Raw genomic sequence first — 26,160 nt, forward strand, 5'->3', positions numbered from 1 at the left:
ATCGCGCACCAGCAAGCGCCCCGTGTCAATCCTCAAATTCCCTGCATCTCCACTCCCTTCACTAGGGGTAAACAAGCCACTGGGAAACCGACCATCGGCTGATCTACCAATCACCTCAACCCAATCTGCAGCCGTAATCTGCAAGCTGCCGCCGTTGCCTGCACCCAAAGTACCGGCTGATACTTGTGCCCCATCGCGCACCAGCAAGCGCCCCGTGTTAATCGTCAAGTCCCCTGCATCCCCACTCCCTTCACTCTGAGCAGACAAGCGACTGCCCCTCTGGTCATCGGCTGATCTACCAATCACCTCAACCGACTCAGCAGCGGTAATCTGCAAGCTGCCACCGTTGCCTGCACCCAAAGTACCGGCTGATACCTGTGCCCCATCGCGCACCAGCAAGCGCCCCGTGTTAATGCTCAAATTCCCGGCATTCCCACTCCCTTCACTAGAAGCAAACAAGCCATTGGGAAACCGACCATCGGCTGATGTACCACTCAACTCGACCGACTCAGCAGTGGTAATCTGCAAGCTGCCGCCGTTGCCTGCACCACCAGTACTGGTTGATATTTGTGCCCCATCGCGCACCAGCAAGCGCCCTGTGTTAATTGTCAAATCCCCTGCATCCCCACTCCCTTCACTCCGAGCCGACAAGCGACTGCCCCTCTGACCATCGGCTGACCTACCAATCAACTCGACCGACTCAGCAACGGTAATCTGCAAGCTGCCGCCGTTGCCTGCACCACCAGTACTGGTTGATACCTGTGCCCCATCGCGCACCAGCAAGCGCCGAGTGTTAATTGTCAAATCCCCTGCATTCCCACTCCCTACACTCCGAGCAGCCAAGCCACTGCCAAGCCGACCATCGGCTGATGTACCAATCAACTCGACCGATTCAGCAGCCGTCACAGCTAGAGTCCCTCCCTTTTCCGTCCCCAGAGTGTTCGTTGTTATCTGCGAACCTCCACTGAGGGTGATACGCCTGCCCTGAACCTGTATACCGCCTCCCCCCTCACTATTGACACTGACGAGCGCTCCATTGCTGAGCGATATATCTGCTCTGTCTGCGTCATCTGGAAAACTCAGGCTGAAGTCATTGCCATCCACATTCAGCCCTACCGTTGCCGACCCACCAGCGATCGCTCCTAAGTCAATTCGCCCTCCCCGAGCGATTGCTCCTCCTCCATCCATCGCTATGTCTCCACCCAGTAAAAGCAAGCTCCGACCATCAGGCACTCGCAGACCAAACTGCTCTCCTAATGGAGTGGCTCCTACTGGTGTTCTTGAGTAGTTGGCGAGCGCTCCCGCCGGAACTTGATTGAATAAAAAAGCCGAAGGATTGACTGTTAGTAACGACGAGGGAGCAGAAGGCATTGAAGCACTGAAAACCTCTCCATTGGGAAATTGAATCGCATTCGCTGTCGTTGCCAAAAATGAACCCTGCACGTCTAAACTGGCAGATGGCCCGAACACAATGCCGTTTGGATTAATCAAAAACAAATTAGCAGTGCCTAAAACCCCCAACCGTCCCAAAATATCCGAACGGTTCGCCCCGGTTACGCGCGAGAGAATGTTTTCAATTCCTGTTGGATTGGTGAAATAAGCGCCTCTTCCTTCTAAAACACTCAATTGTTCAAAACTGTGGAACAGATTAGCGCCTCGTATTGCGCCACCATCAATGCGATCGCCTTGAATACCCTTGATAACATCGGGTGTAACGACAGAACTTTCAGCACCTAGCGTATTGTCAGGCACGATTTGAGCGTTAACGATCTCGCCCCCTCCTACGAGGAGTGTCCCAAATATGGCGACGCAACCCCCAATCTGCCACTGCCAACACCGATCGAACCAGCTTTTAGCAATCATAGGTTGGTTTCTAAAACATATTGATAAATCTATCACTAAAGTTTCTTTTTGAGTCGCCTTAACTCACATCTTGCACATACCCGATAAACAGCCTCCAAATAAATTTCGGGCTGAAAGCTTAAGTTCGATTTTAAACCACCTAAACGTAAGCTGCTTAAGAAGTTGGGGTCTCTAACCCATTTTTAGTTATAAATAATAAATCGTCTAAAACCAAAATTTTTCTAGCCCTATAAATAAGACAATTCTGGGAGACTAAGCACTCCATATACGAATTCTCTGCGATTGCACTGACAACCAAAAATATGAGATACAAGGGCGTAAAATGCCTTGAGAAAAGCCAGAAAAATGCAAACAATTCTTGCCCATGCCCAGCAAGCGAGTCTACACCTTACAGTCGTTGATGCCTTCAGAGTATCAGCGCGATAATGTCCCGCTAACATTGCAGGCTTATGCAAGCTTGCCTGCACAAGTATGTATTTTTATTAGTTGGGTTATGTCATTAAGTTGACATAGAAGGTTAATGCGTTCTTTCTATTTGACCTCCTATCCTATAAATCACGCAGATGAAATTATTAGGAGCAACCAACTATGCCTTCTGAAATAACTTTTGGAAAAACAACTTCTTCTACAAGTCCCTACATTGAAAATGAGTTAGATGTCAAACCCATCGCGACCATCCCAACTGATATTGCATTCCAGGCAGACCTTAATAGCAAAAGTTTTGCAGATGCTCGTGGAGGCACACTATCCCAGATTTCAGAAATTGCTAAGTTGCCTGTTGGCAATAAGGATTTCACAGGCAATGTCTACATTGATGGCATTCTCTGGGGTGGGAATAATTGGACATCAAGTTCATCGTCAACAACAACAATTGATTACTCTTTCTGGAATTCCCAAACTGCCAGTTTTGATGACGCCTACTACGACAACATCGCCCAAAACCCCTATGACTGGTTTGCAGGGGAAAAAGCTTCTATGGTAAACGCTTTAAACAGTTGGTCAGCGGTTGCCAATATTCAATTTGTGAATGCTGGGGACAATAACGAATCAGCTACCCTTGGCTTCTATAATGTGGATAATGCCGATGCGGATGATTTCTTAGGAATGTTCAATCCTCCTGGAACAGATGGACAGGGAATTGGCTATTTCAACTGGGAAAAAGGGGGTTGGAATACTGAGGGAATAGCGCAAGGTGACTTTAGCTTCATCACTTTAATTCATGAACTTGGACATGGATTAGGCCTGGCTCACCCCCATGACAATGCAGGCGGTTCATCAATTTATCCAGAAGTTACCGCCCCCTTTGGTGATACAGGGGACTATGGCTTGAACCAGGGCGTTTACACCACCATGTCCTACAATGATGGGCTAGTTAACAGTGGTGGCGCTCCAGGTACACTGGACTACGGCTATCAAGGCACACCTATGGCGTTTGATATTGCTGCTATTCAGTATCTTTATGGGGCAAACAACAGCTACAAAACTGGTAACGACACATACTTCCTGCCCACTGCCAACCAATCAGGTACCTATTATTCCTGTATTTGGGATGCTGGCGGAATTGATACTATTAGTGGTGTGGGGGCACTATCGGGTGTCACGATCGATCTCAATGATGCCTCGCTCAACCCTGTAGATGGGGCAGGTGCTGGTGGTTATATCTCTTCTGCCGAGGGCATTTTTGGCGGATTTACTATTGCGAATGGTGCAATAATTGAGAATGCCGATGGTTCTGCTTTTGCCGATCTGATTACTGGCAATGAGTTCAATAACATTCTCAACGGTGGGGCTGGCTATGACTCTTTAATCGGCGAGTCTGGTAATGACATCCTTAATGGTGGGGCTAGCAATGACTCTTTAATGGGTGGCAAGGGCAATGACTCTCTCGTGGGTGGCAATGACAAAGATATCTTAACTGGTGGGAGTGGGAGCGATCGATTTACCTACACGGCTCTCAGTCAATCCTTGTTAGCCAACTATGATGTGATTACTGACTACTCTATTGGTGACCAAATTGATGCTCCTAGTGATATAGTTGCAGCAACACTCACTACCCCTGTTGGTAATGCAGCTAGTTTGAGTGAAGCAGCTATCTCTACTTTACTAACCAGTGGTGTGTTTACAGCTAACAGTGCTGAAGCATTTACAGTTTCCGATCTAGCTGGAACCTTCATCGCTTTCAATGACGCAGTGGCTGGATTCAATTCTGCAAATGACTCCCTCATTTTCCTCAAGAATTATACGCTTGGCTCGGTTTCAATTGTTTAGAGGTGATTAATCATGCTAACTTTCCCTGAAGACATTTGCTGGGATGGATCGACGTGAGCTGTGGTGATTCAAGCCCTAGGTCAGAATATGTTCCTATCCTGATGTAGGTGCAAGGGTTACAAGCTATAGGTTTGGAAAAGTGGTCACAATAAAATGAATATTACTGAGAGCTAAAGGATATGACGCGAAGGGAAGCGGTGCGACGAATTGAATGGGCTGCTAAGAGAAAATTGAAGGAACTGGATTTGTCTCTATTGGAGTTGAAGGAACTGCCGCGGGAGATTGTCAAGTGTACGCATCTGAGAAAGCTTTCCCTCTATAGCAATGAGATTCGCTCCATTCCAGACGTGATCGGACAACTGTCAAATTTGGAATCGCTTTCCTTTAGTGACAATCAGATTAACTCCATTCCAGACGTGATCGGACAACTGTCAAATTTGGAATCGCTTACCCTCTATAGCAATGAGATTCGCTCCATTCCAGACGTGATCGGACAACTGTCCAATCTTAAATCGCTTGACCTCGATGACAATCAAATTACCTCCATCCCAGAAGCCATCGGCAAACTGTCCAATTTGAGTGTGCTTTTTTTGGAGGGCAATCAGATTACAACCATTCCAGATGTGATCGGGCAACTGTCCAATCTCACAGAGCTTTACCTCAATAGCAATGAGATTACCTCCCTTCCAGATGCGCTCGGGCAACTGTCGAACCTGGAAGTGCTTGCCCTCTTTGACAATGAAATTCGCTTCATCCCAGAAGCGCTCAAGCAACTGTCAAAGCTGAGAATATATGTAAGTAGGTAGGCGCTGTAAAACACAATTATGTTAAGGATTGTAAAGTATCCTTAACCCTAAGCGTGGCTAAGTTAGCCCTGTTTACATATTGTTACATAGCTCGGTTTAATCCCACTTACCTACTTATAAGCTAAGGGATCTGTAACAGTTTCCAGCTCTAAATGGGAATTACCCTTTCCCCGCCTAACCCCTAGCGGGATTTTTCCGATGGCCGCTATCATCTGTTTCGCAGTCACAGATAGAAATCGGCCATCGGAAAAATAGCCGCAACGCCATCCGCAAGGATACCAAAAAATCGTGTGTCACGCGGTTGAAGCTACTAAGCAGATGCTAGACAAGTGTAAGACATTACTAGACAATTGTAAGACTAGAGTTGCCTACAGCTTTATGTAACTACTGACAGAATCCATGTGTCACGCGGTTGAAGTTACTAAGCAGATGCTAGACAAATGTAAGACAGAAATTCAACGCCTGGGTGGGGAAAACTTTACAATTCCTGCTTGACACCAAGGCGTAAAACCTGCGATCGTAAGTAATTAAGGAAGATTGATGCGCGACTGCTAAGCACGTCCAATGCTTAACAAGTCACGGCTTCCCCAAACCGTTATCTGAGAACGTTTGGAGCCTAACTATAATGCCATATTCAGCCGATTGCCTTGAGGGGCGATCGCAACTCTTAACGGAGTTAGCGGGGTTTTGCCATGACTAAACCCATTGCCAGCTACCGACGGATTGACCGTTTAAAAGCGATCGCATTTGAGCGCGGTTTCACCAATGAAGACGCTAAACAGTTCGGTAAACTCAGCAAAACTGCTACTTGGGAAACTCTGCTAGAACTCTACCTTGTTGAGGGCGAATCGCTTGACACAATGCTAGACGTGCCACTAGACAAGACGCTAGACGCTGTAGACAGGGGTGTAGACACTATTAAATCGCTTGACACAAGCGGATGGATTAATGATGGTTCATCCCCAATGTGCAGCTTCACTCCCCAAAATTCCACCAATTTTTTTGACTGGGTTGACCTCTCACAACTCATCGCACTCGCGATCGCATTGGCGGGAGTGTTTGTTCTGGCGATGACTCTTTGGCGACAAATCAATCCACTTAACCTACTTCCCTCAGTCCGCGTAAACATTCAAATCGGAACTTCAAAATAATGGGAACAATGACCCGACTATTTGGTGGCGATAGCAGCGATGCCATTAGCCACAAGAGAAGCGATCGCCCAACAAGCACAATCACCGCATCATGAGACTTACTGCAAAATCAAGGCTAAAGAAAATTTTGAGCGGCGTGATTTGCGGGGGTATCTGTTCAAAGCTTTTGAAGCTGGGGGTTATGCTCCGCAATGGGTACAAGCTGGCAGCTCCGAGTCAAACGAGCATTTGGAAGCCAAACAAGAATGTCGCGACAAAGCGGCCAAACAGATATTCGACGCTGACGATATCGATTTAAACCAAGCCCTCGAAATAGAACGCAGTTACTCCGCGTCCTGGGCAGAACGCTGTCAAGCCATCAAAGCTCGGCTCAAGGCTCAACTACCAGGAATCGAACGCTCGGCTCTCTGGACGTGGGAGTTTGTTCGGCTTGTCAGGTTTGAAGACCGCACGTTGCTAAACAAGCTCGAAGCTTCCTGGCTCTTTAAAAACCAGGAGGATGCCGAATATTTGCAGCGCCGCAAGTGGAAGCAACAGCTCCGAACTTTTCTGCCCGACATTTCCGATCGCTGGCTGAAGCTGCGACTCCTAAAAAATCTAGGAATTGAACAATTTCTAAACCCTGATAGCTCCTGGACTGCTGACTCTCCAGAAGTCCGAGATTTCATCAAGCGCTGCAAGAAAAAAGCTGTGGCTAACGTGCTGGGCTATCCCGACAAGAAGGCTCCCATGCGGTACATCAACCGCTTGCTAGCGAGTATCGGTGTCAAACTGGTCGCCCAACAAATTCGAGAGGGTTCTGAGCGCGTCTGGTCTTACCGATATCAGCCAGAAGCCACCACCAAACTTACTTCAAAGGGTGCTCAGCGGGTCTGCTCCCTTCCTGAAAATTGGGATGTTTTGGCTGAGCTTACAGCCGTTGGCCCGGTCAAAAAAGTGGAAGATTTAAAACAGGCTGAGTTGCTTGAACAGCAGGACTTTGAGGTTGTCACAGATGAAGCTATAAATAAACAAATACAGCAATCATCTGTGACAGAACCAGCAGGGGAAAACACAACAGAGGTATCTGCTGTTGAGGAAGCTTGGGGCTGGGTCAAACGATGGGGTCAATGGGTTCGCTGTCATGCGGTCGGGTGGTGTCAAGAGCGAACACGTCGCTTAATTCAGTATCAGGGCCCGACTGGTGAGTGGTTGGATATAGGTAGACATTAGAAGAAGGAGCTAAAGTTGGGTGCGCAATGCCCGCCCTGTCAAGGTGCTATCGACGTACTTACGTCATCCTAGCTGTCGGATTTCGCTCGTAAACCAAATTGATGGTCGATTACGCTTAAAAAGCACTCGATCGAACGATCCTTTTCGAGGGCTTTGCGCTAACGTCAGCAACCAAATTTCAAGCGTTTGAGGGTCTTCTTCACCACCTAAATAAATAATGTAGTTAATTGCAAACAAAAGCTAGAGCGGAGTTTAAATTCGAGGCTGGTTAGGTAGCAAAATCGAGAATACTGCAAGAGGTGAGTAAAGCTTCGTCTAAAATCTTCAAAAGAACCTATCATATCTTACTTCTATGCCAAGCCGACACCGCCGATTCTGTGTCCGCCACGTTCTGATAATTTTATTCCTAACCAGCCTCACCAATTGCCTGTGGCTGAGTCATGTTTCTTTTAATCCTTTACAACTAAGATGGACAGAAGTAGCAACTGCACAGTCTACCAATCCCAGCCAGCTCGTACAACAAGGAATCGAACGATATAAAACAGGAGACGTGCAAGGCGCGATCGCACTTTGGCAAACCGCCTTAACCGCCTATCAAAGCACTAACAACCGTGCTCACGAGGCGATCGTTCGAGAAAAACTAGCCATAGCTTATCAACAAATCGGTCAATTCAGCGAAGCGATCGATTATTGGAAAAGTGCGATCGCCAACTATCGTTCCTCTGGAGATTTCGTGAAGGTAGGACGGTTACTCACAGAACTCGCTCAAACCTACAGCCGTTTGGGGCAAAATAGAGAAGCGAGATCGCTTTTATGCGGTGCTTCTGAGGCTGATGAAATTTGCTCCAAAAGTGAAGGAAGTGCTTTGCAAATTGCCGAAAAATTTAGAGATCGCCAGGGAGAAGCGGCGGCTTTGGGAAGTTTGGGAGAAGCCTATCGCCTCACAGGAAAGTACGATCGAGCCATTGAAACTCTAGAGGCTAGCTTAAAGATTGTCGGGGAGATTAACCCCCCAGTTTATCGCGCATCAGTGCTTAATAGTCTCGGTAATACTTACTTTAGTAAAGCTCAACTCAACGAGCAGCGTGCTGATTCTGCTAAGTCCAGAAATGCAGAAAATAAAGCTAATGAATTCATTAAAGAAGCTACTGCTAATTACACAAAAGCTTTAGGTTATTTCGAGATCAGTCTCGAGCAGAGTCGCACTCAAAATGACCGAGCGAGTCAAATGCGATCGCTTCTCAATTTGATTCAACTTTATTACCGATCGCAATATTTTAAGTTACCCGATCGCACTAATAAGGCCGAGCAAGCATTGCAAGAAGCTCTAACTCTACTTAATATCATCCCTGATTCTCCCAATAAAGTCTATGCAGCAATCAATTTAGCCGAAATAGAACAACCTGTTGATTCTATTAATTATACTTCATCTCAAGCTCAATGTCAGCCGCGAAAACTCAATGAATTGCAGGCAGAAGAACTCCTGCAAAAAGCTGTTTATATTGCTCGAGGCATTAAAGATTCTCGCTCCGAATCATTTGCGTTAGGTAAACTAGGTCATCTCTACGAATGCCGCAAAGACTACAATAAAGCCTTAGATTTTACCAAACAGGCAAGATTGGCAGCCGACCAAAACTTACTTGCTAAAGATAGTCTTTATTTGTGGGAGTGGCAAGCGGGACGAATATTTAAAGCACAGGCGAAAGAATCTGAGGCAATTGCTGCTTACGAACGCGCGATCGCAACTTTAGAAGGTGAGGGAGGTATTCGAGACAATCTGTTAATTACCCAGCGAGACTTGCAATTTAGCTTTCGGGATACGATTACTCCTCTCTACCGCGAGTTTGCTCAGTTAAAGCTAGAGCGTGCTGAAGCGCTAACCATTGCAAGTCAAGAGTACCAAAAGGAACTCGATTCTGCACTCAACGCGATTGATTCTTTGAAACTAGCAGAATTGCAAAATTACTTCGGCAATGAGTGTGTCTTTACCGTTTTTGAGCCAGAACGAGTTGATGACTTAGAAAGAGAAGACACTGCTGTCTTTAGTTCTATAATTTTGGACGATCGAACGGCGATTGTGGTGAGTTTACCCAACTCTGACGAGAAGGGAAAGCCAAATACTGAAAGAAGATTTAAACGGCTAGTCTGGATAAACGATAGTAAAAAACTTACAGAAGAAATCAAAAAATTTCGTATAGAAATTCAGAAATTTTACGATCCTACTGACGCTTTTTTAACACCAGCACAAAATCTATATAACTTGCTGATTCGCCCTTTCGCCTCCGATTTAACACCAACAAAAATTAAAACTCTCGTTTTCATCCAAGATGGGCTATTACGCAGCGTACCGATGGCTGCGCTCCACAATGGTGAAGAATTTCTAGTTCAGAAATACGCCATTGCTACGACTCCCGGTTTGCGCTTGACATCTCCTAAACCCCTAAATTTTCCAAGTCTGCGGACGCTAGCTTTGGGCTTAACCGAAGCTGCTACCGTTGATGGTGAAAAATTTAAGGCTTTGGCAAATGTCACCGATGAAATCAATCGAGTTATAAAGCTATTTCCAGGTAGCAAGAAACTCTTGGACGAACAATTTACTCCCGAGAGCTTAGAGCAAGAACTTAAACAAACGGCTTACCCGATTATTCACATTGCCACGCACGGCCAATTTGGCACTATTCCAGAAGATAGCTTTTTAGTGACGGGTAATAATGAGAAGATGACAATTACTCAGCTAGAGAGTGATATTCGCCGCTTTAGTAAAGGTACAGAGCCAGTGGAGTTGCTCGCACTCACGGCTTGTCAAACGGGTATAGGAGATGACCGTGCGACACTAGGTATGGCTGGCATTACGGTGCAAGCAGGCGTCAGAAGTGCTTTGGCTTCTCTTTGGTACGTTGACGATGCTTTTACAGAAGAATTAGTCGCTAAGTTTTACGATAACTTGCGATCATCGCAAATGAGCAAAGCAGAAGCCCTAAAGGAAGCACAGAAGGCGCTGATTAATCAAAACAAGAATATTCATCCCGCTAAATGGGCCTCCTTTATCCTTATCGGTAACTGGCTATAGAGCGGAATTAGGTTGTTTTTGCTGTAATTGTCAGCAACAAAAAGCGGCTCGATCTAATATTATCTCTCTTTTGTCACTTCGGGCGAGAGTATAGCGGTATGGTGCGTCGCTCATTGATAGTCGTAAATAATCAGAATTCTGGCGGCGACGCACCCTACTTTAATTAGTATAGGAGTAGGATAATAATCTCGGCGTTGCTGAATACAAGTATGAATTCAAGTTTTCGGAATGGCTACAAGCCAAGTAGAGTAAGTTTTGTAACTTCAAGCCAAAAGTTTATTCATACGCCAGAATCAGCAACGCCTATGCCTTTTCCGGTTGTTGCCGGAGAACTCACAAGCTTTTTGAAGTGGGCAAATTCCACCATCCGCCGACGATCGCCAAAACATCGGTGGATGTAAGAAAAGCCCGCGTCGGTTGCCTCCGCAAAATCCTCCTCAATAGTTGAAGATACGGGGCGAGATGGGTAGCCGATCGCCTGTTTGATTCTATGAGCTCCGTTGTGGGCGATCGAGCTATCGCTCAAGTCGATCAATCGCTACCCAGGTGCAATGGGAAAGTTGTGGCAATTGATGCCTATACTACCACAAAAGCCGCCACAACAGCAGGAGCAATGTGAGCAATCGGCACAGTCGAAGAGCGGGTAAAAATGAAGCGCCTTGACACCTAGGATGCGCCATTCATCAGGGTGCATTATTTTTTGTCTGCACGAATTAGTAAGGGTTTGCGATCGCAAAAACATTGCTTGCTACCGAGAGAGAACAGCCAAAAGCAGCCTCAACAAGCAAAGGCAGTCCCTGCACAAAAAAGCAGTAAAGGAACAGTAAAATGCAGGTGTTTGCCGGACCTTTTCGGATAAAAACAGGTATAATGCAGTCCTTGCAAAAGCCTGCATTCTCACTAATTTTGTACTGCTTTCCGTCTGACTTTATACGGCACTTGCCTGCGTTGCGATCAATCGCTATTTACAGTCGATGGCTATGGTGTTGGTAGCTGTAAAAGTCAACGCATACTCCGCCTTTCGAGCGCTCGACCTTCGTCATTAACATTTCCTCGATCGTCCGATGTTTGAAATAAAGGAAAGCTGTTTCTTTTGTTCAATAGCAAATTATTCTCAGTCGTGAGAGGCCGAATAACCGAATAATTACGAAAGTCGGATGAAGGATTGCAAATTATTGGCTCCCTCCGCTTTAATTCAATCTTGTGCTCGAAATCCCGTGACCTCCTACGCACTCGGTGAGAGCATCTCATATTTGTAAAAACACTTCTTCTGTTTCATCCTCATACCTAATTTCGCCAACTCTCTATACAAACGCAAAGCTTCCGCGATTGATTTGAACGCCGTGTGGTTTGACTCTGATGAGCGATTAAACTTCGCCGGTGCTGAACAACCATTATTCAAAGAGATCGCCTTAAAATCTCATATTTTTTCAACCTTCCATCCAGCCTGACTCCCAACTTTGTCGGCTCGGATGAATGCAAAAGCGCCGCGCTTGAATAGATCGCCGCTGGGCTTAACTCCGATGAGCGCTCTAACTTCGGCAGTCGATAGAATCCAACCCGAGGCGATCGCCTGTTCCAACGCTGCGTAATGTTGCAAAGGGTCGCGAGTTGCTGCAATGTGCCGAGCGATCGCCTCGATGAGTTCGAGAAAGTTTTCTCGGTCTTGATTTATAGCTGTTGCGGCAGCAGGTTCGATCGCTTCTGTTTTGAAAATTTCGGTGTGGCTGCTCTCAAAATCAGATAGGGTGCCGCCAGATTTTAGATGCTGATTTAACTTGTCCAGTTTGTCCAGTTGGTCACTGGATATTTTGCCTCGGGCTACTGGTTCGATCGATAAAGCTTTTATGCGATCGTACACAGATTGCTTGCTGCTTAGGCGGTAGCGCTCTTGCAGGCTGGCGATCGGGTAAGTTTCCATATTTCCAGTTTGTCCAGTTTGGTACTGGACAAATTATAACTCTGCTTAGTCCAGTTGCTCACTGGACAAGTGACTGGACTAAAAAAAACCTTTTTTATGGGGGGGTAGAAACGCCTTGCGAGACGTTTATAGATTACCAACTGAGTAACGCCTGTAATTGCTGAGCGTTTAATCCTTGCAAGCTTTCTAGTTTTTCAGCCATAACAGCCAGAAACTTCTCAAAATTTGGGCAATTTTGACCAGAAGATAAATCGTTGGGGACTAAAAAATTGGCACAGGTTGGGTATGGGTTTGGTTCCGCTTGCATTCCTCTTGACGACTTTCAGGCGCTCGCTCTCCAATCTCAAACCGACAGTCATCACCACTACCGGTTGTCGATTCCGATTCTTTAGTGCTATCATTTTTTACAGCAGTCACGACTTTCAGGAATATAACACTTTAGTGGTTTCCAAAAAGTAAGCACTGCTATCTGAAACCAGCACTCATACATCTCTCTAAAATTCTGCTAGTCATCTTGTTTTGCAGGCGCTTTTTTTCTTAACGCCTCATAATCAAGAACCGACTTTCCGATTAATCATAATAAAACGACCTACACAGGAGCCCTAACTAGGAGCTCCTTTTTTTTGGCTCGTTTCCAGAGCAGAACGAAGTGAGAGCTGGTTACAAAATCTAATAAGCAAGGAGACTTTGAAATAGGCAAAAAAGGTTACAAGAGTCAAAGCAAGAATTGAAGAAAACACCCTTGGCCGGGGCAGATTACTGTCCCGGCTTTTTTGTTTTTTTCAAGACGAGAGCTAACAGAAACTCAAGTCTAAATAGCGTGATAAGTATTCTTACAGTTATTTATCACGTTTGAGTTAGAGCTTGAGGCTGTAAGGGCTTAGTCGCAAGAGTTTCACCGCATTTATTTGCTTAGTTCTTACTAGATAAAAGGCAAAAAGAGTGCCACTCAATTGATGTTAAAGTGTGATATATTACACCCCAAAGGAGTAAAAATGGACAAACTCATCAATACCGTACCGCAAAGTTTGGCTGAGGCTTACCGCCTCTACGATCAAGATTTCAAGGCAAAAAGTCTTAAGGCTAAAAATCAGCACTTAGCTCTCCTGCGAACGGCTTTCTTCCGATATACTTTACCTAAGTATGGCTTGCCTTTCCCGAAGGGCAAAAAGTTAACCTCAGTTGAGTTAAAAGCAGCTTGGGAATTGATGGAAAAAATTCCTATCCATGAATTGAAGAATGCTCTGATTTATCAAGATGAGGTTTTTAGTGCCATGAAGTGTACGCTCTCTACCCGTCGAACTTATCGAATGCACTTGACAAAGTTTATCTTGTGGAATCAGCAACAATCTTGGTGGAAGTGGGCAGTTCTTGTTACAGAGAAAGATAGAGAGAAACGCTGTCCGAAGATGCGGAATACCAGAAGCTTCAGTAAGGACAAACCTCGTGTGACCGAGCGCCAGATCAATCCGGGTTGCCCTAATTTTCAATACACCTTGAAACCTGAAGAGATTTTGCCTGATTTACAGCAGGAACTCGATCTGTTCTTGAAATTCCAAACTGCTCTGGTCGGGAATCGCAATCGCCAAGATCAAGCTCTGCGCCCTGTTAGTGCAATGGCTCACGTTACAGCCGCGAAGAGGCTGTTAGGTTGGCTGCACCGTTATCAGGGCATCCCCCTTGAAGAGTTAAGTCTCAAAAAACTGGTGGCTTACAGTGGATTAACTCCTGAAGGCAAGAAAGATGAAGCACGGATAGATGCAGTGATGGAGTTAATTGAATCTCACTTAGAATGGTTGAGGGAATCGCGAGGCGCTTCTCCTAATACTGAACTAAAAGCTGTGGAATCTCTGGTAGCTGTGGCGAAATTTCTTTATCATAAAGCATCGAAACAGCGCAGCCGCCACCTTGTTGGTGGCAAGCAGGTTGGGTACAAAGATATTCCAATTATTGAGGAATTGAGGCAGTTGGAACGCGATATTATGGTCAGGGTACATCAAACCCCGCGCCGTTCCGATGAATCGAAGAAATGGCTCGATTGGCCAGTTTTCTTAGCCTGTGGAAGACGGCTGGTAGAGGAATGTAGCGAGCGAAGTGCGTGTGGTAAGAATCGGCCATTGAAGGCGATCGCCCGAAGTTACCAAGTAGCTTTGATTTTTATGCTGTTCAGTGCTTTTCCAGACCGCAGCCGCACGCTGAGGGAACTAGAGGTTGGCCGCACTTTATTCAACCGCGATGGCAAGTGGTTTATTGAGCACAGTGCCGGTGACTTCAAGACGGGTGATAGTTTTTGCAAGAATGGTCAAAAGCGAGTAATAGAACTGTCAGAGAGCTTGTATCCCTTTTTTACGGAATGGCTGGAAAAATGGCGGCCTATTTTCAATCCCAAGCATGGGTATTTTTTTACGAAAGTCAATGGCGATCCGCTTGACACTAGCAGTTTGGGTAGTTACTTCCGTAACCGGAGCTATCGCTTGACAGGCCAAGTGTTTACACCGCACATGGTGAGGGATTCCATTGTTACTCACCTTAAATTGTCGGGAGCGGAGGATATAGTGCTGGCGGCTTTGGCGGAGTTAATGGCTCACTCTCAGAAAACTCAGGGTCAAATCTACGATCGCCGCACTCCTTCTCAGAAGGTGGCTCCTGCTTTGGAAGCGTTGCAGTCGCTCTCGGCGGGAATTCTGCCCGAACCCATTGTGGAACCGTTGAGGGTGATTTCATTTGAGAATGATGCTGAAACTTGATTATTACTGCACTTTTGCAGGTTCGTGAAGTACAAACAACTCGGTTTTAGGGGCAGAACCCCCGTGCCTGCCCCGATTCCTGGTTGTTACGCTGTACTTTATAAATCAGTTATTTTCTGACCCTTGGCTTGGAACTGCTACAGCTTCATCAGGAGAGGGAATTTTTGGGATTGCGGAACTGTGACAGTAACTTCTGTGCTATTGCCATAAACGGCTGTCAATGGATTACAACAAACCAGCCAGTTAGATCGGCTAGCAAGCCATTTACCCCAAATTGGCTTGCTGGCTGATTTAGCTTAAATTCTTGCTAAGCGAGACTTTCAGCTCTGTTCGCAAGTTTATACACAATTGCTACTCAAACCTATATCACTGCAGGGCTTCAGGTTTAGGTTCCTTCGGTTTTTTCTCAAAAACTTGGATATTTGGGTCTGATAGCACAAAGCCGTTAGAGGTTAATTCACCCATCTTGCCACCGATAGCAGCTACCCACATGGGATAGTTGGCAGCAGCGTCCTCAAGCTTCTTCCATATTTTTGGCTTAACACTAACGGACACTACCCGACCGTCGCAGTCAAGCTCAAAGGTTTTCCAGTTGTCTTTGTTAGTCTCTACGTTGTTCGGTAGTTCGTTAATTTTGATGATGAGTTCAAGCTTGCCAATTGTCATAGGTAGTTTCGTTGGTTTAATGCGTTGTTTTTCTGGTACGAGAGTCAGCTTTGTATATTTTCCAGCCTAGGGGTGGAAATCGCTACAGCTTCATCGGGCTATGGCAGTTTCCCCGCCTATCCATTTATAGAAATGGTAGCTGCCTTATTCCCTATCCATTTACCGGGGAATCAACTAGGGGCGATCGGGCTGCCCAACAAGCCGATCGCTCCTGGTTTCTCCGTGGTCAGCAAGGAAAAATCAAAAAGCGGCAGACCTAGGAAAACTTTCGGCAATATGCGTTTTTATGAGATCGCCCATCACCTTGTAGCTGCTTAAACTCTTCAAATTGCGTCTCGCCAACTATCGCCACAATATTGACCAATACAAGAAAAACCCGCGTCGATTGTCGCCGCCAAATCCTCCTCAATAGCTGAAGCTACGGCGTGAGATGGGTAGCCCATCACCTGTTTGATTCTATGAACTCCGTTGTGGGCGATCGAGCTGTCGCTCAAGCCGATCACTCGCTACCCAGGTGTGACGGCAGCAATTGATGCCAGTGCTGCTACAACGTTGTCACAACAGTAGGAGCACTGTGGGCAATCGGCACAGTCGAAGAGCGGGTAAAAATCAAGCTATTTGACACCTAGGCTTCCCCATTCATAAGGGTGCATTGTTTTTGCGCGTAAAAGTCAGGTTTGTACGGACAAAAGCATTGCTTGCTACCGAGAGAGAACCGCCGTAACCAGCCTCAACAAACAAAGGCAGTCCCTGCACAAAAAAGCAGTAATTGGGCATAAAATTGCAGGCGGCAAGCAGAATATTTTCGGGTAAATACAGGTAGAGTGCAGCCCTTGCAAAAACCTGTATCTCACTGATTTTGTACAGCTTCCGCCTGATTTTATACGGCACTGGCCTGACTTGAGGGCACACAAAAATTAGCTAATTTTTTGGTGGTGGCTTCGCTTAAAGTGCGACTCACGAACAGATAAGTCTGATGGAACCCTAGAAAAGTTTTCATGGGAATAACTCCAGTATTTTGGAATGAAGACCAGGGGTACGGATAGTCCGCCTAAAAACCGCAATCGGGGGATTCTACTAAACCCTCCCCGTGCTTTATCTGCCACAACTCATCAAGCCGATCGCCCACAAGAGAATCCTCCCCTTCAAGCCAGAGTTTGATCGCCTCGCGACAGTATTTAGTCCCCGGCGCACCCCAGCTAAACATCTGGGTAAGCAAGTTCTGCAATTGTTCCGAGTAATAGTCATCCCACCACACTGTCGCAATTTCCCGCATTGTCTCGGCATCCTCTGGGGTGATGGTTTCGGGCTCGGGTTCGGGTTCTAAATCAATAAGGGCGATCGGTTCCGGTTCCCCTGGTTGTTGTTGTGGCATGGGGTCTGAAGTAGGCACGATCGGTTCGTGCGGTTCTGGTACAGGCTGCTGTTCTGAGACCAGGGCAATCGCCTTTTGCGCGGTTTCAACTTGCTTGTATAACTTGCCGACTCTTTTGGACTCTGCCTCTGGGAGCTGGGCCTTGATTTGAGCTTTGAGTTGTAAGTCGGCATCCCACACAGCTTCGACCTCAGCCCAAGTTTGCGCTGCTTTTACTCTTTCGACTAACAAGGCGATCGGCGTTGATGGTTCTGTTTCTGGCTGCGGTGACGGATGCGGTGACGGATGCGGTGACGGGCCAGGATTAGCTACTGGTAAAGGTTCCGGCTGCGGTGACGGATTGAGAGCTATATCACTCTGAGTATTATTGAGTTCCTCATTGCTAAATCCATTAGAGCCTTGCTTAATTTCTGTTTGTGCTTTGATATTTTTTTCCACCTGAGTATAGGAGGAATCCGTCACTGGAGCTATAATTGGCTCTGGCTCTAGGTTCTGACCCGTCACCGTATCCGTCACCGACCTGTCACCCAATCCGTCACCGGGTTTTTCGCAGCGTGATCGAAGCTCGTAGTCATAGGTAGGGATATGCTCATCGCCTTTACTGCGAAGGCGGATTCCCTTGATTATTTTCCCGATTTTCGTGTGGGTTTTTTCCACTTGCCAGCCGAGAATCACGCTCGCGCACTCAATCAAGTTGGGGCTAAAATTCTTTACCGCCTGCGGTTTATGACCCTGATCAGAGCAATATTGATGGTATGCCTGGTATAGGGAGCCTTCAGCATTAGGGGAATCACCGATCGATACTTGAGCAAGTGGATCGAGAATCAGTTTGTCATTCAGGAATCCCGCGATACTATCCTCCCGAATCTTACTTTCCCAGAATTGGGCCCCCACTTCGGGAACATCCATCACTCCCCGCAAAATGCCCTCTACCCAAGCATCATCAAGGGAAAGCAGATAATTTGTGAATGCTGCCAATTCTGGCGCAAAATCATTATCAAGATTCCGGCGGGTATTGCGAGCTACCATCGCATCAAAGGGCACGGCGATGGTGCGACGCGACATACCGCTGGAGTTATCCGCCCCAAAAATAGGGAAGTTCGAGGCCACCGCGACCATACCCTCGAATTTGAACTTAAACGGCTTCTTGCCTTTTTCCTCAGCTCGCAACCAATCGCCGCCGGTTAGCTGCTTGAATTTTCCTAGCGACCGCGCGCCCTTATCTTCATCCGGGAAGATAAGCAGCCGCTTGCCGTAGGCTTGCGCCGCTTCAAAGCGATTGCTGCACCAATCCTCTAGGGTGCTGCTGTGAGTATTTTCAATCCCGATCAGTGCTATCAAAAGGCGGCAGAATGTTCCCTTGCCACTGCCGCCGATGCCGATTAGATGGAGAAATTTCTGGATATCAGCGCGGCCTTTGAGAGTAGCGGCGGCGAAGGCTAGTAAGAGGTTTTCTACATGGGTGTTGTTGTGTGTGGCAAATTTTAGCCATTCTCTGATTTTTCCCCAATCGGTAGCCACGATCGAGTGCGGGCGCGGGAATGCCCATGTGAATTTGTAGCCCGGTGAGTGCGGGTACAGCTTACCCGTGGCAATTTCTAGAGCTCCATTTTGGAAAGGAAGTAGATCGGCGCGCGATTTCCATTTCCGCTCTATCAATTCACACCGCAGGAAGCGCACAGTTGCACTGATGTAGGAGGGGGGGATATCAATAATCCCTTTAGATTTGATGATCTGGTAGATGATCGATTCGATATATTCAGCGGTTTCTGGGGCCCATATTCCCGGTGATTCCGCCTCATATCGATACCAGCACGACACTTCATTATTGAAGGCCAGCTTATTTCGATAATCCTCTGCAATCTGCCGCGCCATTGCATCCGAGCTAGGGAATTTGCTTTTTTCCTTCCCTTCGGCGTTACCCTCTTTCTCGCCAAATAACTTGGCTTTGGTGAGGATTGCTCGGAATTCTTCAATCCCTTTATGCTGAATAAAATCATCCATACCTTTGGTATTTTTCACCTCGCCTCCCTCAATTGCTGAGGCAGCGGGCCAAGCTCCAGTGATCGATCGCACTGGCACACCGAATTTACCCAATTGCTTAGCCAGTTTCCGCTCAGCCGCACAGATATTGGAATTTGTGAGCGCATCAGCATCAAAGGCAATAATAAAGCCAAATCCAGCCTCTGCAAGCCTTCTCAGTGCCGGCACCAAATGCCGCAGATTTTCGCGATCGCGAGCTTTGCCAGTGAGTCCTTGCTCTACTCCCAGTAAGGAAACTGTAGGGATGCTATTGTAGCACCCGGCAAGGGCTTTAAACACTCCCTCAGTAATGAGGATGTAGGGTACATCGTTTATATAAAAAGCTTCTCGCTTTAGGGCTTCAATCTCCCAGTAGAGCGGGTTGTCGGGAGATGGGGGGAGGAGAGCGTCAAATTCTCCCTTTGGGGAAAGGTATTTCGGGGGTTCCTTTTTGCCTCGCTTCGGCTCCTGGATATCAGGCCGGAATTGTACTTGCCCATTTTCCCCCATGAATAGGATGCCCGCCGATTTTACTGAATATCCCAAATAAAGTGAAGCTTGGGCAATGCTGGCACTGTGGCAGCAGGCGCGGGCCCAATCATTGAGTAAGCCTCTACCTGAGATGTGGGCTTCGTGGTCGGCGGTGAGGGATTTTTTGTCAATGCTGCATAGCGTTCCTAATCCCTCTAAATCCGGTGTGGATTGCGCGGTATCAAGTCCTTGGCTTTCTTGTGTAGATTGTGTGGTACTCATTAAACCGCACCCCCGATCGCTTCAAAGGTGGGTGCATCAAATCCCCGGTTAGTTATCGTATTTGGCGGAGATTGTGATAAAATTGAGTTACAGCTTAGGTTTGAAGCTTTTTTAACTCTATGGGTAGTGTCAGAATTCTGGGAACGTGCGATCGAATCCCTACCGACAGCATCAATTGGCAAACCAACGCTAAAACGGCGCTTTATTTTTTTTTCAAATTGTGGCATGATGGTGGAAGTCGGCACTCTTAACGAGGCCGATTAATAGTAGTTCAAACTTTGTCGTGCGATCTTGCAAGGGCACACGACAACAAGCAAACTCATTGTATAATAAAAAGAAGCGCTGGGAGCTTTATGCTACCAGCGCTTCTTCATTTGGCGCGTTAAGTGTGTCGTTCTGTGCGTGAAAATGCTTAAGATAGCTTGCTACAGCTTCGCGCACGAATTTAGAACGGTTGACTCGGTTTTTGTAGCAAGCATCATCTAGTTCAGAGAGCAACTCGCTGTTAATAGTACAAGTCATTCTGATTGGTGGGAAACGAGACATAAGAACTCCAAAAGAATGCCGTTCCTTCTGATCTTACAATAGGAAATTCCAATTGTGATTAATTTTTCTATCAATTTTCCCTAACCCTGGACGAACATGAAATGCAAGGTGTGCTCGTGGCATATTTCATGGTGATATCCAATATCACCATGAAATGCAAGGTGTGCTCGTGGCATATTTCATGGTGATACCAATATCCCCATGAAATGCAAGGTGTGCTCGTGGCATATTTCATGGTGATATCCAATATCACCATGAAATGCAAGGTGTGCTCGTGGCATATTTCATGGTGATACCAATATCACCATGAAATGCAAGGTGTGCTCGTGGCATATTTCATGGTGATATCCAATATCACCATGGAACTCGAAGAGACGCTAAAAACAAAGTCGATTATTTTCTTGAGCTGGGCGCTAGAAGAGCCGAGTACGAGCAAACCTAGAAGTCGCTATACGGAGGTTCTATGGGGTAATGGCATTACTCATTGCCAATTACCAATTACTAATTACCCGTCATAAAAAGCTCTTCAGTATCACACTGGGGGCTTGTGTTTTAGGGGGCGATCGGGCGATCGGATAAGCGAACCCAGAAAACCCCCGACATTTACCGGGGTATCGATTCCTAAAGTCCGTGGGATGTGTGTCTCAGGACTCTTCAATTATCTCAACCAGCACCTTAACATCACCTAAAGTAGCCTTCGATTTTGGGTGCAAGCCTTTCAATTGATTGAACAAGTCGGCTGGCTCCGGAAGCTTGATCGCTGTTGCTGGACTTTGTTTGGGTTCTGCGAGTTGAGCTTCAAGCTTCTCCCGCTCTGCACGTTCTTCTCTAAGGCGGGATTGCAATAGTGCCACGACCTTGCGCTGATTGTCGATCGTTGCAGAACTAGATTCTAAAAGTTGGTCGTAGTCCTGGTGATTCTCTGTCGGCATCGAGTCTAATTGCTGACTGAGCGGTTCGTCATTGGTGTGATCGGACTGAACTGCTAACTCCCCCAGCAGTTCAGTCCTCAATTCTGCTTTCGCTCGCTCGATTGCCTCTGCCTGCGATACCTTGATGTCAGCTAGCTCTGCCAGAATTGGTTCAGTTTTTCGGGTAAGCATTTCTGTAATACGCTCGTCTAACAAACTGTCAGACAACTTTAGTCTTACATTAGAGGATTGTTGTCCTACGTTAGTGGGTGTGGGTAAGACAACAGAGCCATCGGACAGCGCTTCGATATTTAGTCGCAAAACTTCCATCAAAATTTTAGAGCGATCGTACCCGTGCGGAGTTTTTGCGGGATAGCGTTCTAGACCTAGGCTGTCGATTGCTTCCAGTAAATCCGCGTCACAGCGGAAGGTAACGGACTTTTTTTCTGTCATACATTTTACCAATGTCTTATAATGTCTTACTTAAGAGTAAGACACTACTTGATTTTTGGTAACACGTATAAGCACAAAATAGTCTTACGATTATTTATATATCTTACAAAGCTTGACAAACTCGTCTTACTACCTTTTACCCTCAGTCTTACCTATTCTTACGATGTAATACAAAAAAGTAAGACAAGCCCAGACGCCACACACCACAAGAAAAAATAATGATCAACCTACTCGCCCCCAAGTTCAACCAAATCGCTCCAGAAATCGACAACACTAACGCTCAAATTGCCACCCTACAAGCCAAGCTCAGCGAACTAAAGAACATCAGCAGTAACTGCTGTCAGTCGAACAAGCTTGCCAGAGCGCACTCTCCCAAGTTGACACGGCGTTGATGATGATGCGCCCCGTCGATCCGTCGCACGTTGAAATTTTCCAAGATGCGTTGGTAGTTAAATTTGGCTGCTAAGCGATCGGCATCTTGGAATCGGTAACGCCGGAACCCGCCGAACCACATCCGCACCGGAACCACCTGCACCATATACTCCCTGGGCACATAAAACCGATGCAGTGATTGACGTTGAAGCTACACACGCAGCGAAACCCCCTATACCGAGCGAGTCAGAATCCTCACCACCAAAGGATATTGAGCAAGCCCTTAAAGAAATGCCCTTCCCCTCTTGCGGACGCTCGCCAAGTTGAAAGGTACGGATGCGCGCGGAACCAAAGCAAACTTAGCAGCGAGGTTAAAGGCGATCGTCATACAGTCTGATGTCCGGGTCGCCACCGCATAACCCAAAAATTACTCCCCTAACTAAAAGTGTAAAACCAACAACGTCATACTGTCTTACCAGTGTCTGACAGTTTGTTTTACTTAATGTCTTACTATCTCAACTTAATGTTTTACAAGTCACTAATTTGTAAAACAGCAGGTAAGACAAGTAAAAACCACAGCCGTCCACCTTGGGCGAGGCGCATTTTTACCCCCATGCCATCGCAAACTATACATGGGACGAGCTTGTAAAGCTTTGGTGTGATGACTTTTAGCTTACTTGCTTGCCCCTTTCTTATCCCGAACTCACGTTACATATAAATCGCACGGCTCAGACGAACTCCGAAATCGGCATCCGGATTTGTCGTGGCGTCACCAAGCCGCTCTTGCATCACTGCAACTGCTAAGTCCCGGCGCTTTGGAGATCGTGATGCGTCAGCAGATGCCAGCGCTCCCGCCATCTCCTCACGTTTGAGATCGGTGCAATAGCAGGGCGTGCCGGGTTGCTGACGCCACGAATCGGCGAGCGTGCCAGCGTCAAAAGCATCAAGCCCAGTGTCTTCGACGAGCGTCATCGCCACGGAGCGATCCTTCTCGCGGTCAGCAGCCACAGGGAGGGCGATACGGTCAGGGCTTCCAGCAGGCAGGCCCTTGGTGGCGAAGGAGCCAGACCCGATCGCATTCCACGCCTTGGCGATCGGCCGGCCTAGCTGTTGGGCCACCCAGAGGCTCTCAACCTGCCCGGCCTCGATGGCATCGATCTTGTCGTCGCGGTGGGGATAGTAATTGGACGTGTCGATGACAACTGTCTCGGCTGGTAGGTTGGCAATCAGTGGCGCGATTGTGGAAAGGCGGTTGAGAGGGATCGAGAGAATCACCACGTCAACGTCCTCGACAGCTTGGGCCGTCGATACTGCGTGTGCGCCGAAAGCCAGCACATCGGCCTCGATCGTCTCTGGGCCGCGAGAGTTGGCCACCTTCACGTCATGTCCGGCTTCAGCCAGTTTGCGTGCCAAAGTCTTCCCGATATGGCCAGTGCCTAAGATCCCGATGTTCATTTTTTTCGTGTTATCCATGATAAATAATCCTTTTACGGAGTTGTTTGACGGGGTATTGCCAGCCCGTTCAAGGTGTCGCGAAGCTCGGCAAGGTCTTCATCGGAGAGACGGCAGGCCGTCTCGATCTTTTCAGGGATCGAGCACGCTACCTCGCGGAGTGCCTCGCCCGCTTCTGTCAGATCGATAAGAACGCGACGTTCGTCCAGTAGGTCACGGGTGCGCGTCACCAACCCCGCGCTCTCAAGGCGCTTTAAGAGGGGCGTCAAAGTCCCGTTATCCATACCGAGTTCTTGTCCTACCTCCCCAACAGTGCGCGGGGTGCCCTCGTAGAGAGCGAGCATGACCAGAAACTGAGGATAGGTAAGGCCCAAAGGCTCAAGAAAGGGCCGATGAAGCCGAATGACCCGGTTCGACGCACTATAGAGGGCAAATGAAAGCTGCCTCCCCACCTGTCGCCGTTCGTTGGTGTTCGAGTTGTTATCCATTTAAAAATCCAGTCAACAACTATTATGTAGCACACTACATAATAGTTCGATACCTATAATTCACTTTTTTTCTGGGTTTTCTACGCTAACCCTATAAGCGCGTGTTTCATGGGGCGTGAAATTGGCGTTTCGCCGGCTTTGGCCCAACTTAAGATGCTGAAATTCGTCGCTTTCGACGCTGCGTGGCCGCATCCCAGCAATCGGATGGGGCCATTTAAAATATTTGAATCTAAGATAAGAAACCAAAAGTCGCCTAAACATTCCAAGCGAGCGTACCGCCACGATCTCTAAAAGGAGCGAGGCAACCAATAACAGAGGAATAAAAAGCCATGAACAACAGCAACGATGATCTCGAAGCTCTTATCCGCTCTGCTAGCCCGGATGGCCACAGGAGCGAATTGATTGCTGTCACCATTACCCCTGACATTGCCTGCATGATACCTGTCTTTCGGAGTGGCACAGTCCCGAGAGATTGATCAATCTGTGATTGACGATTACGCGCTTTCAATGCGAGATGGCGAGTGGAAAGCTGGCTCGATACTGATTTTCTCCCTCCGACTACAAGATTATTGATGGCTATTACCGTTTAGCCGCGGTTGCGAGCGTCAGGGGTAGCAGTCGAATTCTATCTAGTCCGGGGAGTGCCTAGCAATCTCTAATCCCAGTTGCCCCATCCGTTTTGCAGATGGGGCTTCATTTTTACCCTCCTGCCATCGTAAACTTGGATTATTAATAGCAAAAAACCATGAAATCAGAATTTTCGGAAGCGTTGCCCTCGAAGAGGATTGCCCGCCTGGAAGCTTCCCTTGATGCCAAAATTGAAAGATATTTTGACACTTTAGATACTGACCCTGACGTGCTCAAACGATTACTCGCCGACAAGCGCTCCGAGAATACACGGCGCGCCTATGAGCGCGATGTCAATGACTTTTTAGTTACTATGACGGGGATGCCCGCTTTGCCTGATAACGTTTTGGAGTTTTTGCACCTCGAAGAGCGTCAGGCTGTGTCGGTGGTGTTGAAGTACAAAGCTAAGTTGATCGACAAGGGGTTGAAGGAGGCCACGGTCAATCGGCGACTGGCGGCTGTCAAAAGTCTGGTGGAAATGGGCCGTAAGCTCGGTGTGTGCCATTACAGTTTGGAGGATATCAAGGGGGAGAAAATTGTCGGCTACCGAGATACAACCGGGGTTGACCGACCAACTTTTGAGCGAATTTTGAGCGGGTGCGACCGGGCAACGAAAGCTGGCAAGAGAGACTATGCTTTGCTCCGGCTGTTGTGGGGCAATGCTTTGCGACGAAACGAAATTAGTCAGTTGAATGTTTGTGACTTTGATCCTGCCGGTAAGAGTTTGCGGATTAGGGGCAAGGGACGCGGTACGCAAGCTGAGACGATCGATTTGGGTTCTGCAACAGTGCAGGCGATCGCCGATTGGTTGGAGGAAAGGGGAAGTTGCTCGCACGATAGCCCGCTTTTTATAGCACTTGACTCCGCTCACAGCGGATACAGACTTAGTGGTGACGGCATCTGCAAGATGGTTGTCCGTTATAGCGAAAAGGCTGGTATCAAAAAACAAATGAGTCCCCACCGAATCCGGCACTCAGCCATCACAGCGGCACTGGATGCAACAGACGGGGATGTGCGGAAGGTGCAGAAGTTAAGCAGGCACAGGAATTTAAACACGCTCATGATTTATGACGACAACCGGGGCCGCGATCAGCAAGACGTTACCGAGTTACTAGATGGGATGTTTTGAGAAAAAAAAACCCCCAACTTTCGATTGGTTGAGGATTCTGGTTCCTGTGATTGGTTGGCAAGTGCGATCGCACGCTATGCGACAGTCAACAGAATATTGGTTGCTCTTTCCGGTCAAATAATTTCAGGTTTTAGATTCAGATTTTAGATTTTTGACAGTGCAGTTGCCGTGCAAACCGCGCAAAAACGGGAATCAACGTGTGTCAAGTTTTAATCCCTGATAAGGTTTTAGGGCTTTAGTGCGGTTTGCAGTAACGCAGTAAGTAATGAAGGAGTTTCAATCCCTGATAGGGTTTTAAGTTTCTGTGGCTTAACGCCATAGAAATTAT

Annotated in this window: 21 protein-coding genes; 9 read left to right on the top strand and 12 right to left on the bottom strand. The window is 47.2% G+C overall.

Going from position 1 to position 26,160, the window contains the following annotated elements; genetic code table 11:
- The coding region (locus tag NDI35_RS26105; protein WP_445315266.1) for a two-partner secretion domain-containing protein at window positions 1–1,863 on the bottom strand (1,863 nt) is incomplete at its 3' end.
- 588 nt (window positions 1,864–2,451) lie between these two features.
- Between NDI35_RS26105 and NDI35_RS26110 the strand changes: the two genes are divergently transcribed.
- From NDI35_RS26110 to NDI35_RS26130, 5 genes are all read left to right on the top strand, one after another.
- Window positions 2,452–4,131 (top strand): M10 family metallopeptidase C-terminal domain-containing protein, encoded by a 1,680-nt coding sequence (locus NDI35_RS26110; RefSeq protein ID WP_445315267.1) that lies wholly within the window; start codon window positions 2,452–2,454, stop codon window positions 4,129–4,131.
- A 179-nt stretch (window positions 4,132–4,310) separates the two neighbouring features.
- Window positions 4,311–4,937, top strand: coding sequence for a leucine-rich repeat domain-containing protein (locus NDI35_RS26115; RefSeq protein ID WP_445315268.1), 627 nt, complete (start codon window positions 4,311–4,313; stop codon window positions 4,935–4,937).
- A gap of 692 nt (window positions 4,938–5,629) precedes the next feature.
- Window positions 5,630–6,088: a hypothetical protein gene (locus NDI35_RS26120; RefSeq protein ID WP_445315269.1), complete on the top strand. Its 459-nt coding sequence runs from the start codon at window positions 5,630–5,632 to the stop codon at window positions 6,086–6,088.
- A gap of 39 nt (window positions 6,089–6,127) precedes the next feature.
- Window positions 6,128–7,300 carry a hypothetical protein gene (locus NDI35_RS26125; RefSeq protein ID WP_445315270.1) on the top strand — a complete coding sequence of 391 codons (1,173 nt, stop codon included), beginning with the start codon at window positions 6,128–6,130 and terminating at the stop codon, window positions 7,298–7,300.
- A 352-nt stretch (window positions 7,301–7,652) separates the two neighbouring features.
- Window positions 7,653–10,370, top strand: a complete 2,718-nt coding sequence (locus tag NDI35_RS26130; RefSeq protein WP_445315271.1) for a CHAT domain-containing protein — start codon at window positions 7,653–7,655, stop codon at window positions 10,368–10,370.
- A 280-nt stretch (window positions 10,371–10,650) separates the two neighbouring features.
- Here the strand turns inward: NDI35_RS26130 and NDI35_RS26135 are convergent, their stop codons facing one another.
- Both NDI35_RS26135 and NDI35_RS26140 read right to left on the bottom strand, forming a co-directional pair.
- Window positions 10,651–10,905 (bottom strand): hypothetical protein, encoded by a 255-nt coding sequence (locus tag NDI35_RS26135; RefSeq protein WP_445315272.1) that lies wholly within the window; start codon window positions 10,903–10,905, stop codon window positions 10,651–10,653.
- Between the two features lie 885 nt (window positions 10,906–11,790).
- Entirely contained in the window at window positions 11,791–12,291 is a 501-nt protein-coding gene (locus NDI35_RS26140; RefSeq protein ID WP_445315273.1) for a hypothetical protein, read from the bottom strand.
- Between the two features lie 995 nt (window positions 12,292–13,286).
- On the opposite strand from NDI35_RS26140, the gene NDI35_RS26145 reads away from it, so the two are divergent.
- Window positions 13,287–15,038: a tyrosine-type recombinase/integrase gene (locus NDI35_RS26145; protein ID WP_445315274.1), complete on the top strand. Its 1,752-nt coding sequence runs from the start codon at window positions 13,287–13,289 to the stop codon at window positions 15,036–15,038.
- Window positions 15,039–15,404: 366 nt separating this feature from the next.
- On the opposite strand, the gene NDI35_RS26150 is transcribed toward NDI35_RS26145, so the two are convergent.
- Window positions 15,405–15,704: a hypothetical protein gene (locus NDI35_RS26150; RefSeq protein ID WP_445315275.1), complete on the bottom strand. Its 300-nt coding sequence runs from the start codon at window positions 15,702–15,704 to the stop codon at window positions 15,405–15,407.
- 72 nt (window positions 15,705–15,776) lie between these two features.
- Here NDI35_RS26150 and NDI35_RS26155 point away from each other — a divergent pair, with 72 nt between their 5' ends.
- Window positions 15,777–16,022 (top strand): hypothetical protein, encoded by a 246-nt coding sequence (locus tag NDI35_RS26155; RefSeq protein ID WP_445315276.1) that lies wholly within the window; start codon window positions 15,777–15,779, stop codon window positions 16,020–16,022.
- Window positions 16,023–16,027: 5 nt separating this feature from the next.
- Here the strand turns inward: NDI35_RS26155 and NDI35_RS26160 are convergent, their stop codons facing one another.
- The 3 genes from NDI35_RS26160 to NDI35_RS26170 all read right to left on the bottom strand — a co-directional run bounded on the left by NDI35_RS26160 (window position 16,028) and on the right by NDI35_RS26170 (window position 19,854).
- Window positions 16,028–16,207, bottom strand: a complete 180-nt coding sequence (locus NDI35_RS26160) for a hypothetical protein (protein WP_445315277.1) — start codon at window positions 16,205–16,207, stop codon at window positions 16,028–16,030.
- A gap of 136 nt (window positions 16,208–16,343) precedes the next feature.
- A complete protein-coding gene (locus tag NDI35_RS26165; RefSeq protein ID WP_445315278.1) occupies window positions 16,344–16,481 on the bottom strand; it encodes a hypothetical protein in 138 nt (45 codons plus the stop codon).
- A gap of 274 nt (window positions 16,482–16,755) precedes the next feature.
- Window positions 16,756–19,854, bottom strand: a complete 3,099-nt coding sequence (locus NDI35_RS26170) for a phage/plasmid primase, P4 family (protein WP_445315279.1) — start codon at window positions 19,852–19,854, stop codon at window positions 16,756–16,758.
- A gap of 126 nt (window positions 19,855–19,980) precedes the next feature.
- Between NDI35_RS26170 and NDI35_RS26175 the strand changes: the two genes are divergently transcribed.
- On the top strand, window positions 19,981–20,118 hold the full coding sequence (locus tag NDI35_RS26175) for a hypothetical protein (protein ID WP_445315280.1): 138 nt from the start codon (window positions 19,981–19,983) through the stop codon (window positions 20,116–20,118).
- Between the two features lie 87 nt (window positions 20,119–20,205).
- Here NDI35_RS26175 and NDI35_RS26180 read toward each other — a convergent pair whose 3' ends face one another.
- The 5 genes from NDI35_RS26180 to NDI35_RS26200 form a co-directional block, all read right to left on the bottom strand.
- A complete protein-coding gene (locus NDI35_RS26180) occupies window positions 20,206–20,376 on the bottom strand; it encodes a ribbon-helix-helix domain-containing protein (protein WP_445315281.1) in 171 nt (56 codons plus the stop codon).
- 668 nt (window positions 20,377–21,044) lie between these two features.
- Window positions 21,045–21,764: a hypothetical protein gene (locus NDI35_RS26185; RefSeq protein WP_445315282.1), complete on the bottom strand. Its 720-nt coding sequence runs from the start codon at window positions 21,762–21,764 to the stop codon at window positions 21,045–21,047.
- A gap of 340 nt (window positions 21,765–22,104) precedes the next feature.
- Window positions 22,105–22,302 carry a hypothetical protein gene (locus tag NDI35_RS26190; RefSeq protein ID WP_445315283.1) on the bottom strand — a complete coding sequence of 66 codons (198 nt, stop codon included), beginning with the start codon at window positions 22,300–22,302 and terminating at the stop codon, window positions 22,105–22,107.
- A 542-nt stretch (window positions 22,303–22,844) separates the two neighbouring features.
- Window positions 22,845–23,609: an NADPH-dependent F420 reductase gene (locus tag NDI35_RS26195; protein ID WP_445315284.1), complete on the bottom strand. Its 765-nt coding sequence runs from the start codon at window positions 23,607–23,609 to the stop codon at window positions 22,845–22,847.
- Window positions 23,610–23,623: 14 nt separating this feature from the next.
- Window positions 23,624–24,076: a MarR family winged helix-turn-helix transcriptional regulator gene (locus NDI35_RS26200; RefSeq protein WP_445315285.1), complete on the bottom strand. Its 453-nt coding sequence runs from the start codon at window positions 24,074–24,076 to the stop codon at window positions 23,624–23,626.
- A 745-nt stretch (window positions 24,077–24,821) separates the two neighbouring features.
- Between NDI35_RS26200 and NDI35_RS26205 the strand changes: the two genes are divergently transcribed.
- Window positions 24,822–25,832 carry a tyrosine-type recombinase/integrase gene (locus tag NDI35_RS26205; protein WP_445315286.1) on the top strand — a complete coding sequence of 337 codons (1,011 nt, stop codon included), beginning with the start codon at window positions 24,822–24,824 and terminating at the stop codon, window positions 25,830–25,832.
- Window positions 25,833–26,160 lie beyond the last annotated feature (328 nt).

It is taken from the genome of Microcoleus vaginatus FACHB-2002 (assembly GCF_040004035.1).
GTDB classification, from domain to species: domain Bacteria; phylum Cyanobacteriota; class Cyanobacteriia; order Cyanobacteriales; family Microcoleaceae; genus Microcoleus; species Microcoleus vaginatus_C.